Annotated in this window: 10 protein-coding genes; 1 reads left to right on the forward strand and 9 read right to left on the reverse strand. The window is 42.2% G+C overall.

Annotation, left to right across the window (positions count from 1 at the left end):
* Positions 1 to 106 precede the first annotated feature (106 nt).
* A complete protein-coding gene (locus tag KHS38_RS05445; protein WP_213487486.1) occupies positions 107 to 1507 on the forward strand; it encodes a hypothetical protein in 1401 nt (466 codons plus the stop codon).
* Here the strand turns inward: KHS38_RS05445 and KHS38_RS05450 are convergent.
* Genes KHS38_RS05450 through KHS38_RS05490 form a run of 9 tightly spaced genes read right to left on the reverse strand, consistent with a single transcriptional unit; the run spans position 1504 to position 12277 of the window.
* Entirely contained in the window at positions 1504 to 2409 is a 906-nt protein-coding gene (locus KHS38_RS05450; RefSeq protein WP_213487487.1) for a glycosyltransferase family 2 protein, read from the reverse strand. The two genes, KHS38_RS05445 and KHS38_RS05450, sit on opposite strands and share 4 nt — an antisense overlap.
* Positions 2410 to 2463: 54 nt before the next feature.
* Complete coding sequence (locus tag KHS38_RS05455) at positions 2464 to 3726, reverse strand: glycosyltransferase (RefSeq protein WP_213487488.1); 1263 nt, start codon at positions 3724 to 3726, stop codon at positions 2464 to 2466.
* Positions 3719 to 5626 (reverse strand): asparagine synthase (glutamine-hydrolyzing), encoded by a 1908-nt coding sequence (gene asnB, locus KHS38_RS05460; RefSeq protein WP_213487489.1) that lies wholly within the window; start codon positions 5624 to 5626, stop codon positions 3719 to 3721. The genes KHS38_RS05455 and asnB overlap by 8 nt, the downstream gene beginning before the upstream one ends.
* Positions 5627 to 5631: 5 nt before the next feature.
* The gene (locus KHS38_RS05465; RefSeq protein WP_213487490.1) at positions 5632 to 6510 is read right to left on the reverse strand and encodes a glycosyltransferase family 2 protein; all 879 of its coding nucleotides are present in this window, start codon (positions 6508 to 6510) and stop codon (positions 5632 to 5634) included.
* Positions 6511 to 6537: 27 nt separating this feature from the next.
* On the reverse strand, positions 6538 to 7659 hold the full coding sequence (locus tag KHS38_RS05470) for a glycosyltransferase family 4 protein (protein ID WP_213487491.1): 1122 nt from the start codon (positions 7657 to 7659) through the stop codon (positions 6538 to 6540).
* Positions 7656 to 8930, reverse strand: a complete 1275-nt coding sequence (locus KHS38_RS05475; protein ID WP_213487492.1) for a lipopolysaccharide biosynthesis protein — start codon at positions 8928 to 8930, stop codon at positions 7656 to 7658. The genes KHS38_RS05470 and KHS38_RS05475 overlap by 4 nt, the downstream gene beginning before the upstream one ends.
* A gap of 17 nt (positions 8931 to 8947) precedes the next feature.
* Positions 8948 to 9934, reverse strand: a complete 987-nt coding sequence (locus KHS38_RS05480) for an SDR family oxidoreductase (RefSeq protein WP_213487493.1) — start codon at positions 9932 to 9934, stop codon at positions 8948 to 8950.
* Positions 9935 to 9946: 12 nt separating this feature from the next.
* Entirely contained in the window at positions 9947 to 11242 is a 1296-nt protein-coding gene (locus KHS38_RS05485; protein ID WP_213487494.1) for a nucleotide sugar dehydrogenase, read from the reverse strand.
* A gap of 12 nt (positions 11243 to 11254) precedes the next feature.
* The gene (locus KHS38_RS05490; RefSeq protein WP_213487495.1) at positions 11255 to 12277 is read right to left on the reverse strand and encodes a hypothetical protein; all 1023 of its coding nucleotides are present in this window, start codon (positions 12275 to 12277) and stop codon (positions 11255 to 11257) included.

Genomic DNA, 12277 nt, shown 5'->3' on the forward strand with positions numbered 1-12277 from the left:
TCAAATATATAGCTAATTTTCATTATAAGTAATTTTTCATTACCAATAATCCTTCACTAAATTTGTTACTTTACAAGTCAATAAACATCTTTATTCAAAGCATTGCATGGGAGAAATAAGCTGGCTCGATTACGTTCTATTACCATTTTACCTGCTGCTTATTTATAAATTTGCTTTTTTTTGTCGCGACAGATTTTACAACGACGATCATCCCTACCGCAAATACTTTATACCGGCCCTGACAGCCAAAGTAGCTGGTGCAATATTTATAGGCCTTGTTTACTTTTACTACTATGATGGCGGCGATACGCTAAACTTCTTTTACCACTCACAGGTTATCAATGCCACCCTGCCCGAGTCGCCGGGTACTTGGTTAAGGTTAATTACGCATCAGGCCGATACAAGTAACATGAAAGATGCCCTGGCTCTGTCGGACATGTATTGGTATGATGATACAGCATCATACACAACATCCTGCCTGGGCGCAATTATTGGAATATTTTGCTTTACGAAATACCTGGTGATCAATGTAATAGTGGCATCCCTTTCGTTTACGGGGATGTGGCTGATGTTTGTCACCTTTGCCCAAAAGTATCCGCAGCTTGTTAAACCCGTAGCTATCGCTATTCTTTTTATACCGGGACCTATTGTGTGGGGATCAGGCTTGTTCAAGGATAGTTTTTGTATGTTCTCAATCGGCAGCCTTATGTATTGTACAACTATCCTGTTCGAAAAACGCAGTTTTAAACCATGGCTGGTGCTCCTGTCCATATTGTGTGTAACACTTATTGTACTGATAAAAGCTTATATTTTGATTGCCCTGCTACCCGTAATCTTTTTAAAAACGTTTATAGACTATACGAAAAGAGCAATTTCGACACCCGGCAATAAGGCGCCTTACTTTATTACATTAAGTATTGGCACTATGATCGGTTTATTTGTTCTGAGAAAAGCCACCGTTTACCTTTCCGTGCTGAGCATCCAGGATGTGCTGGAAACCATTAAACGGCAAAAAGATTACCTGCTGCAGGTTTCTCTTGCCACGCAAGGTTCCGCTTATGACCTTGGCGACTTTGACCCTACTTTAGGAAGCTTGTTACGTAAATTCTGGCCGGCTGTTAATGTAACTTTGTTCCGACCTTATATTTGGGAAAGCAACAATGTATTGCAATTATTTGATGCATTACAATCGGCTGCAGTATTGTTGCTCACACTATATGTTGCTTTTAGTAAAAATATCTTCAAAACACTTAAATTGATTTTTCAGGACACGAACCTGCTGATGTGCCTGCTGTTCACATTGCTGTTTGCCTTTTTTGTAGGCATTTCTACCTACAATTTCGGGTCATTGTCTCGATACAAAATACCATGTACGCCGTTTTATGTGCTGTTATTAATGATTTTGTTATATCAGGACAAGGATGCTGCTTTGACAAAAGACCACCAATTACAGGAAGACAGCAGCAAGAATGCAACGCCTGGAAGTAACCCTCAAAAAGTCAATTAAGCTTTCCGGCTTAATGAAGCAAGGTAGTTTTTCACATCTGCGATAGACCAGGTTAAGTCGTTGTTTAAAGCGTGGCCGAAAGCTTTGAAAAACACCCTCACTTTATTGGACAGGTCAGCCTTATTCCGCATAAGTATCAGCAGCAGAAAAACAGCACCAAAACACAAATAATGCAACAGCGCAGAGAATTTAAGTTGGTATCTGGATCGGTAAACAAAAAACTTATTTCTCACAAAAAAGTAGGCACGCCATTCCTTAACCACATCCCAGTTTGCAAGATAGAAGCGGCCGCTGTTCAGCGGGTGATATACAATTGAGTTGGTAACGATACCCACAGGTAATCTGCCTTTTTTTACTACCCGATAGAAAAACTCTGTTTCGTCTCCCCAAATAATCATCCGATGGTTGGGAAAGCCAACTTTTGTAAAAACATCACGGTGAAACAGTGTACCGTTAAATGGAATAAGAGCGCCTGGGATATAGTTGGTTTTTATCTGGCTATATGCCTTGTATCCAGGAATAACAAAAGGAAACGTTTTTTTATCGGTAATACTGAGCACCAGCGAGTTGATAACAGAGCCGGGAGACGGCTGATGAGCAAACAATTGCTGCAAGGCATCCGGCACCGGCATGCAGTCATCATCCATACACCATATCCAATCATAACCCAGTTGGTAGGCCCGCTGCATGCCGGTGCAAAAGCCACCAGCGCCCCCAAGGTTTTCCTGGTTAATTGTCATGACATCTTCTTGCAACAAAAGCCACTCCGCGGTACCGTCGGTGCTGCCGTTATTTACAACGATGATATTATCCAAAGCATATGTCTGCCATCTCAGCGCTGTAATCAAGTCCTTGAGTAAGGACATTCGGTTGTAGGTTACAATTACGGCGGCTGATTTCATTTAATTTCACAAATCTAATTTACAGATTCAAATGCGGTGGCTATTTGTTAATAATTAATCTGTTAACGTATTTTTATAGATAGCCAGATATTGAGCCAGGGCTTTATCTAACGAGTAGAATTCAATAGCGCCTTGCCGGATAGCCGCTTCATCCTTATTGAAACTTTTGATTTCTGTAATTGCTTTCTGATAGGCGTCATCTGTAAGTTCAGGTATCAGGATGCCGCTTTTGTACGTATTGATTATTTCATCCACATCTCCTACACCCGAATTTGAAATAACCGGTATGCCCATTGACATGATCTCGCCATGCTTAGTGGGCGATGCTGCTTGTTTTGAATAACAGGCCTTGATAAAGAAAACGGAAAAGGCACTCAACGACAATAAGGCCGGTATTTCGGAACGCTTAGCATATACGGTATGAACATCGGTGTCAGGCATACCTGCTTGCAGGCACATCTGCTTGATTTCATGATGCCGATCGGGCGATATGAAAAGGAATTTTGCCTTTGGGATGTGTTGGTAGATAACGCCTAACAAGCGGATCATATCCTGCGTGAGATACCAGCCGCCGATAGAACCTAAGTAGGAAAAAACCTGATCTTCTTTTTCGAAGCCGAAGCGGGCTCTGAGTAGCTGCTGCTCTTCCGCAGTAATGCGGGCGGGGTCAAAAAGTTTGGTATCCACAGCGCAGGGAATTACTGCCATGCTCTGCACATTAGCATTTGCGGGCGCAGCTTCATGGAATATCTTTCTGGCTTTAAAAGTAAGACAGGTGATCGCATCTGCGTATTGCAGACAGGCCTGCTCATGTTTTTTGAAGTAATGATAGACCGAGCGAAAAACCGGATTTTTCAAATTCCACATTCCCCCGTCTACCCTGTCATCAGCGTAAAAGCCCCGGATATCATGAAAGAATTTAATACCATACTTCTTTTTTAGCCGAAGGCCTACTACCGACGGTATACCGATACGGGTATGCACCATCGCAAAGTTTTTCTGCTTATGCAGCGAAACAGCCTTTTGCCATATCGAGAAAACATCCTTCAATGTTGACAGAATCGGCGGCTTTTTGGTGTAAAACAACGGCACCCAGTGTATATTATTCTCGCGGCAAATATTTTCTATAACATCTTTCCCGGCTTGGAACCGGGCTTTCTTTTCGCAACTGATTAAAGTAAAAGCATACCCATTGGCAGAAAGGCCGCAGATATAGGGTAGTATCTGCGACTGCCCCAATGGATCAGTCATGCCATCATAAGATATGTACAATATTTGTTTTTTTTCCTGCACAGCGTTTAACAATGGGTTATTCATTTATCATCCATTTCTCGTACCACATCTCAAACATCAGCAAGTACCATATTTGTAAGTGCTTTTCCTTACGCCCTGCATAAAACTGGTTCACAATATGAGTCACCGCATTTGCATTGAACAAACCGTGTTTACCAATCCGTTCTTCACTAAGATACAACTTAACAAGCGGTTTTAACTCCTTGCTTAACCAGCTTTCAATCGGAATAGCAAAACCCATTTTAGGCCGGTCCATCATTTCTTTAGGAATATACTTATGCACAATTTGCTTAAGTATATATTTTTTTTGTTTTTGGTGATACTTGTATTCGGATGGAAGTTGTGCAGCCCATTCAATTATATGCTGGTCCAAAAAAGGTTCACGCCCTTCCAAACCGGTACTCATTGTAGCCCGGTCTACCTTTTGTAAAATATCGTCAACCAGGTAAGTCTGATAATCAACAGCCATCATATAAGAAAGCGCATCATACCCCTCGTCAAGCTTACTGGTTTGATGAGCTGTGCGCAGCTCGGTAACCGGTTTGGTGAATAAACGGCCAATTTCATCGTCTGTAAAGACCAGTGTAAGATTTTTCAGCAGTTCGGCAGGCGATGGGTTGCGCAACAGATTCCTAAACTTGTCATACCGGCCATGAAAATTATGCGTGTTCCGCAAATACGGAATACGTTCGGACGATATCCGGTCCATGGCATAAACCAGTGTTTGGCGCAACGGGGCGGGAATGGCAGCAATCTTATTGCCATATCTGGTTATATAATCGTACCGGTTGTAGCCTGCAAATATCTCATCGCCAGCATCGGCAGATAGTGCAACGGTTACCTGCAGGCGCGCTAAACGGCTTACCAGCATTGTCGGGATAGCGCTGCTGTCGGCAAATGGCTCGTCATAAAACTCCGGCAGCTCGGGGATAATAGCCAAAGCTTCGGCGGCACTACAGTAATATTCGGTATGATCGGTGCCCAGTCTTGACGCTATTACCTTAGCGTAAGGTGCCTCATCCAATTTATTGTCTACACTCCCTATAGTGAATGTTTTGATACGCTCGGTGCTATTTTGCTGCAACAGCGTTGTTACGCAGGTACTGTCATAACCCCCGCTCAAAAACACGCCTACGGGTACATCGGCCACCATACGATACTGAAAACTTTGCTGCAATATCCGCTCTGTTTCTTCAATAGCTTCGGGAAGCGAGATATGAAGTCTCGGTTTATCATAATAATCGTATACGTTCCAGTACGACTTAATTTGGCTTGATTTGGTTTTTAAATCTAATCGCAGTAAGTGCCCCGGTGCAAGTTTGAACGTATTATTGTAAATGCAATGCGGCCATGCCACATAGCCATACTGTAAAAAAGAGGCAACCGCATCAGGATTGATCTCCTTATGAAAGCCAGGATGCGGTAAAAAGCTTTTTAATTCGGAACCGAATAAAAACAAACCGTTGTGTTGGTAATAGTAAAAAGGCTTCACACCCGCTCTGTCACGAATACAAATCAGTTCATCCAGCTTTTGGTCATACAGTACAATGGCAAACATACCGCGCCATTGCTTTATGGCATCTTCACCCCATTGCCGCCAGGCATGTAATATAACTTCGGTGTCTGATTGTGTTTCAAATTTGTGGCCCAATGCAATGAGTTGATCACGTATAGCAATGTAATTGTAAATCTCTCCATTGAAAACCAGGTGCAGGCCATCGTAGCTCATTGGCTGGCTGGCGCTGGTACTTAGATCAATAATAGACAGCCGTCGGTGCCCCAATCCTACTTGTCCGCTTTCGAACTGGTGTAGCCATGTACCCTGCCCGTCGGGCCCGCGATGAGCCAGCGAGCCTGACATCTGATTGAGTATCTGGCTGTTGCTTTTATTCGTAAAATCGACAAATCCGGTGATGCCGCACATAAAATTTAAATAAACAAATGTTTAATAATAGCCAAAGACCGCCTGGTGTAAACTACGCCAAATCTTAACCTTATAGCCTTGTAAAAATAAGCTACTGCTTTTCTCCTGCTTTTATTAAGTGCATAATATAAAGCGGTTAAGCTATACATTTCGGCCATTACGGATTTGCAGACGGCTAGGTTGCTTTTCAGACAAACATCTTCTTGCAAATGCCTTTCTAATGCGCGGGTTCTGTTTAAAGTATCATCCCCGGTAGCGGTAATCATGCTTCTGGTATCGTGCTGAATCATCGAAGAAGTGATATCTGCCAAACCTGTTAAGGAATAACGGCAACATAGTTGAAGCCACAAAAACCAGTCTTCCGTACCCGATAAATTCCTGTCTTCCGAAAACCTGATTTCATTGAATGCAGCTTTACGCACAAAGACGTTATTAATGCTTAATATATTGGTTCTAAATACCTCGTTGTTAAGCATGCCCGAACGAACCACCGACGGCTTAATGATTTTCAGATCGCTGTTGCGCCAGTCATAACTGGTATGAAACACGGTAGCGTCCGGGCACTCATTTAGGTAAGCGGCCGCAACCTGCAAATGATTTTGATACGCGTGATCATCACTGTCAAAAAAATTGAGATAGGTACCTGATGCATGCGCAGCTCCATAATTTCGTGCCGCACCACGCTCGGCGTTCTCTTTCCAGTAATATTTAACACGCGAATCACCTAAGGTATTAACCATGCTCCGGGTATCATCATTACCACCGTCATCAATCACTAATATTTCAAAATGTTCATAGGTTTGTTTGAGCAACGATTGCAAGGTTGACCGCAACAACGTTGCCCGATTGTAGGTAGGGATGATGATTGAAAACGGAACAGGCATATCTATCCTAAATTGCTCATTAGTATATTATTTCTGCAGGCTGGTTTGGTACAGCCTAAGATGTTGTTCGATAAATTTATTCAGACTGAACCGCTTTACATCCTCTGCGCCATTGGCCGACAGATGAGCTCTTAAAGCATCATCTTTCAACAATCGGTCAACGGCATCAGCAATTGCTTTACTATCCTGATAAGGCACAACCAGCGCATTCCTCTCGTGTACAATAAATTCGTTAGCCACGCCCGATAAGGTAAAAACCGACGGAACACCCGAAGCTAAAGCCTCAACATAGGTTTGCCCAAAGGCCTCCACCGTTTTATCAATCGGAGCATGTATGTAAATATCCAGTACTTTATAAAAGGCTTGAATATCGTTTTCAAAAGCAATTTCGGTACAGCTGCCCGGAGGTAAATGTTCAGCTATCAGCGTTTTGATCTCTTTTGTATAATCACCAACGGCATTGGCAAAAATAAAGTGCAGCTCAGGGTATTTCCGTTTCAACTCACCTAATGCAGGGATAATGTACTGGTAGCCTTTTAGATGTATATAGCGTGCAAAAACGCCTACCTTAACGGAATTGGCAGGGAAGTCATATTTTTTATTCAGGCGATCAATTCGCTCACTATCAACGCGTCTGAAACTTTCTAAATCAAATCCATGATGTATCAAACAGACCTTGCGAATATCAACCTGCTCCATATCAATCAGCACCTTTTTGGTTACTTCAGAAATTGCTACGATGTCCGTCGCCAAACTGTTGATGAGCTTATCAACTACAACTGCTTTGCTATAATAAAGATGATTGAGTGTTGAATAGTGTCTGGTAGAGATACGTGATTTAACGCGGCACAGATAAGCTGCAAGCTGCCCGTAAATGTCTGCATTTCGAAGATGCGTATGCACAACATCCGGTTTAAACCGCTTAATGACACCACACAATTTCAGTAACAATAATGGAGCCTGTATTTTACTGTTATAACTGAGCCTAACTACAGGTATTCGTTTCGATAATAAAAATGCTTCCATTTCACTTTCGCCACCGTTCAGTAGTACGAATGATAAGCTTTGGCCTTGCTTTAAAAGGCCATCTGTCAACCATTCCAACCCTAACGACTTATTGATGCTATGCAGAACGATCAATATCCTCACCGTTTTAACGTTATATTAATTTTACTTTTTAACCACTCTGTGTACAGGCCGACGCCCCTGAAAATTTGTTTATAATATATAGTAGTTGCCCCTACAAAACACAAAAAGTAGGCTAAAGCCGAGGCTAAGCCAAATTGCTGAATTCTTAGTACCCCTATAAAACTGTAATTAATTAATAGCGTCAACAAGATGATAAGCGGACTAAAGTAATAATAGATATTATTATGCTTTTTATAAAATATAAACCCCGCTAAAACCAGATACAAGCTATAAAAAAACTGCCCCGTTAACAACCACCACAAGTACTTCAATGCCTCATGAAACTTGTTGCCGATAAAATAATCAAAAACGATTGGTGCTATGCAACCAATCAGGAATATCAAGCCAACTATGAAAATACTATATCTTACAATAAGGATTATAACTTTTACCATATCTCCCTTATTTAAACTCTCGTACATGAAAGGATAAAAAGGTGTAATAAACGATGTGGTAACAAAATTTATTAATAAAGCAACTTGAAATGCCAAGCCATATGGGCCTACCTTCGCACTACCGTAATAATAATTAACTGTATAATTATCAGCATTATTAAGCGTAAAAATCATGAAAAAGAAAGGAATTGTCGGTAATCCTCTTTTTAAAATTATGCGTACCCACTGCTTGCTAAAGGCCGGCTTTAAAAAGCCTTTGCTTAAAAAGTAGCAGAGGCACAAGCCACCTGTTATTACGGTGGCAACAAACATACTTTTGACCCTGCCCATGTAGCCATCGCCACAGTAGCGAATAAAGTAAACAGCCAGCCCCAGTTCTATGACAGTTTTGGCTATAGCAATAAGGCCAAAAAGAAGCGGTTTATTTTTATTACGCAGAATGGTGAACAGATACTCACCAAAAAAATTTGAGAAACCAAACAGGCAAATCAGGTATTGAAGTGAAATGCGTAAACCTGTGAGATTTTGAATGAAGCCGCCCAGGAATGATACACCTAATGCCACACCACACAAAACCACCAAAGGAATGAGCAGTGATGTGCTGATGAAGCTGGAAACATCAGTTTGAGTGAATTTTGAATATTCGACTGTAAAGGTTTCACCAATGCCCATATTCATGAGCGGAGCTATGAAATATACGGAGTTAGAAAAAATAGTGATAACTCCATAATCGGCCTGAGATAAATAATGCGTAAAAAATGGCAACAGCAAAAAAGATATACTCTTGGCCAAAAAACCGCAAATAGTGTAGATACCAAAGGCCTTGTAAAAACTCAATTTATCTGCAATTAATTTTAATATTGAGAAAAGCTATCAATCGTAATATTTAACCCCTCTTGAAGCATAACGTCGGGTGTATAACCCAGCAAACGTTGTGCTTTACTAATGTCTGCAATACTGTGTCTTACATCGCCAACACGGAATGCACGATACTGCGCTTTAAGGCCCACACTTTCCTTTTCAGTAATCAAATCCCAAAGCCGATTTAGTGATACCTGCTCGCCGCAAGCAACGTTATAAACCTGGTTCACCGCAGCCTCGTTATCCACCAGTAAAGCAAGAATATTGGCCTGAACAGCGTTCTGCACAAAAGTAAAATCGCGTGTCTGCTCGCCGTCGCCATTAATTAATGCCGGCCGTTGTTCTTTTACAGCCTGAATAAACAACGGAATAACTGCGGCATACTCTCCGGCCGGACTTTGCCTGGGCCCAAACACGTTAAAGTAACGTAACCCGATAGTTTCCAGTCCGTAAGTTTTGGCAAACACATCGGCATATAACTCATTCACATATTTGGTAACGGCGTAGGGTGACAGCGGCTTTCCGATGTGATCTTCTACCTTGGGTAATTCCTTGCTATCGCCATAGGTTGATGATGATGCCGCATATACAAACCGCTTTACGCTGCCGCTTTCTTTTACGGCGCTTAGCATATTTAAAAAGCCGGTAACGTTCACGGCATTGGTTGTTAGCGGATCGTTAACAGAACGGGGTACCGAACCCAGTGCCGCCTGATGACTAACGTAGTCCATATCTTCAACAGCTTTTTTACAAGTATCCAGATCCCGGATATCACCCTCAATCAGTTCAAAAGCCGGGTTATGCTCAAAATCAACTAAATTATGTCGAAACCCGGTTGAAAAATTATCTAAAACACGCACTTTACCTGCCCCGTATTTAAGCAGATAGGCCACCAGGTTTGAGCCAATAAATCCACCGCCGCCGGTTATCAGAAACGATAGCGTACTTAAGTCGTGATTATGGTATGGTTTATCGTACATTATTTGTTTTGTTTATAAACGGCCATCTACTATTGACTTATCCAGCATGCCTTTTACGTCGTAAAGCACACCGCCGGCAACAAGCAGCGACTGGAAGTCGAGTTCACGAAATTCATCGTGGCATACGGCCAGTATAACTGCATTATACCGTTTTTCTGGCTGCAGGCTGCTTAGGCAAGCAATATCATGTTCTCGCTTAACTTCGCTGCAATCAGCCCAAGGATCAAAAACGGTAATATTGACCTTGTACTGCTGCAGCTCACTGATAATATCTACAACCTTTGTATTACGCACATCAGGGCAATTCTCTTTAAAGGTAATACCTAAAATCAGCACGTCTGCTCCCCATACAATAATTTCCTTTTTCACCATCAGTTTCACTACAGCATCGGCAATATAGGCCCCCATGCCATCATTTATACGGCGACCGGAAAGGATAATTTCTGGATAATAACCAACGGATGTAGCTTTTTGCGCCAAATAATAAGGGTCGACACCAATGCAATGGCCCCCGACCAAACCGGGCTTAAATGAAAGGAAATTCCATTTAGTAGAGGCCGCTTCCAGTACATCCAACGTATCAATTCCCAACAAGTGAAATATTTTAGAAAGCTCGTTTACAAAAGCGATGTTGATATCGCGCTGTGCATTTTCAATTACCTTAGCAGCTTCTGCTACTTTGATAGATGGTGCTAAATAAGTACCGGCGGCAATAATGGAACTATACAACTGGTTGATCTGCTCCCCTGCCTCAGGAGTAGACCCAGACGTTACCTTTTTTATATTAGGCAAACGGCGCGTACTGTCTCCGGGATTTATTCGTTCTGGTGAATAGCCACAGTAAAAATCGGTATTGTAGCGCAGGCCTGAACTTTTTTCTAATATAGGCACACAAACCTCTTCGGTACAACCGGGATACACGGTAGACTCGTAAACCACGATATTCCCTTTTTTTAGCACCCGGCCAACCGCTTCAGACGCTTTTATTAAGGGTGTAAGGTCGGGGTTATTAAACTGGTCTACCGGAGTTGGCACCGTTACAATAAAGATATTGCACTGATCTAAACAGCTATGATTATCCGTAAAATATACACCGGCATTTTCAGAAGCTAACCTAGTAACACTTTTTAACTCTTCCGGGCTGGTTTCCAGGGTATGATCATTGCCGCTGTTTAATTCTTTTATCCGGTTGGCATTAATATCAAAACCAACAACCTTGTATTTCTTACCAAACTCAACAGCGAGGGGTAACCCCACATATCCTAACCCAATAATAGCAATGGTATCAGTTTGATTTATTAAAGACATGAATAGATAAATTTAGGTACGTTTCAATAATGATTGTGCCGATAGTACCACGGCAATAATTAAAAACCCGATTACTGCGGAAACCACTGTATATTTTAATGCGCTTACGCGTGATGCATCCAGCGGCAGTTCCGGTTCGTCAATTATACGGTATAAAGGTGTTTCCTTTTGCAGGTTAATTTTAGCAATCTCGAGGTTTCGCATCACTTCGGTATAAGCCGCAGCAAAAGCGGTGGCCCTGGCCTGGTTAAACAACGAGCCCGAACGCTGCACAGTAATAGCCGGGTTAAGATTAAAAGTACGATCATTGGTAGCAGCAGTAGAAACAAAAACATTCCTCAATACCATACCCAAACTGTCGGCCTCATGTTGCAGGAGTTTAACACTGCTGGCCGAAACTCTGGTTTTTGTTTCTATAAAATATTTAGATGTTTGATCAAGAAGCAGCCTGGCAGAGTGATAGGCAATGTCAGGGTCTGTTGCGGTTGCACTCAGGATATAAACAATCAGCTTTTTATCACGCTTAAATACAATAAAAGATTTGCCTACAGCAGAAATGATTCTGCTATATAATTTCTTTTGCCCGGGCGAGTAAGTCTGAGGCTGCTTACCGAACGAGCCAAGCGCGTTGTACGGCGCAGAAAAGTTCTTTTGTGCAATGAAATTCAGCAGCGTTTGGTGTGTGTTTTTATCTACTTCAGACAGCAAGGCTGCGCCAATCAACTTCCTGGATTTAAAAAGCTCGATGATATTATCGCCAGAGAAAATGTTATCCGGACTGCTGGTAATTGCATCAAAGCCCAGCTGCGCAGCCAGGTTGGCTATACCGCCGCCTTGCCGTTGATCAGTTGAAAGCACAAAGCTAAAACTGGCCGTATAAACCGGCTTTTTGGCTTTCACTTTGAGGTAGCCTGCCAGCCCGCCCAATATAACGCCCAACAAAAGCAAATACCACCGTCTGAGCAAATGCCGCATTACATGAGTTAGCTGCTTTTGCCACACAAAACCTGCATCTTGTTTTTGTGCTTCTTCCAT

Origin of the sequence: Mucilaginibacter sp. Bleaf8 (assembly GCF_018390515.1) — a bacterium.
Taxonomy (GTDB): Bacteria; Bacteroidota; Bacteroidia; order Sphingobacteriales; family Sphingobacteriaceae; genus Mucilaginibacter.

Coding starts and splice junctions, on each gene's coding strand:
- KHS38_RS05445 (WP_213487486.1), top strand. CDS start 107: ATGGGAGAAATAAGCTGGCTCGATTACGTTCTATTACCATTTTACCTG.
- KHS38_RS05450 (WP_213487487.1), bottom strand. CDS start 2,409: ATGAAATCAGCCGCCGTAATTGTAACCTACAACCGAATGTCCTTACTC.
- KHS38_RS05455 (WP_213487488.1), bottom strand. CDS start 3,726: ATGAATAACCCATTGTTAAACGCTGTGCAGGAAAAAAAACAAATATTG.
- asnB (WP_213487489.1), bottom strand. CDS start 5,626: ATGTGCGGCATCACCGGATTTGTCGATTTTACGAATAAAAGCAACAGC.
- KHS38_RS05465 (WP_213487490.1), bottom strand. CDS start 6,510: ATGCCTGTTCCGTTTTCAATCATCATCCCTACCTACAATCGGGCAACG.
- KHS38_RS05480 (WP_213487493.1), bottom strand. CDS start 9,934: ATGTACGATAAACCATACCATAATCACGACTTAAGTACGCTATCGTTT.
- KHS38_RS05485 (WP_213487494.1), bottom strand. CDS start 11,242: ATGTCTTTAATAAATCAAACTGATACCATTGCTATTATTGGGTTAGGA.
- KHS38_RS05490 (WP_213487495.1), bottom strand. CDS start 12,277: ATGGAAGAAGCACAAAAACAAGATGCAGGTTTTGTGTGGCAAAAGCAG.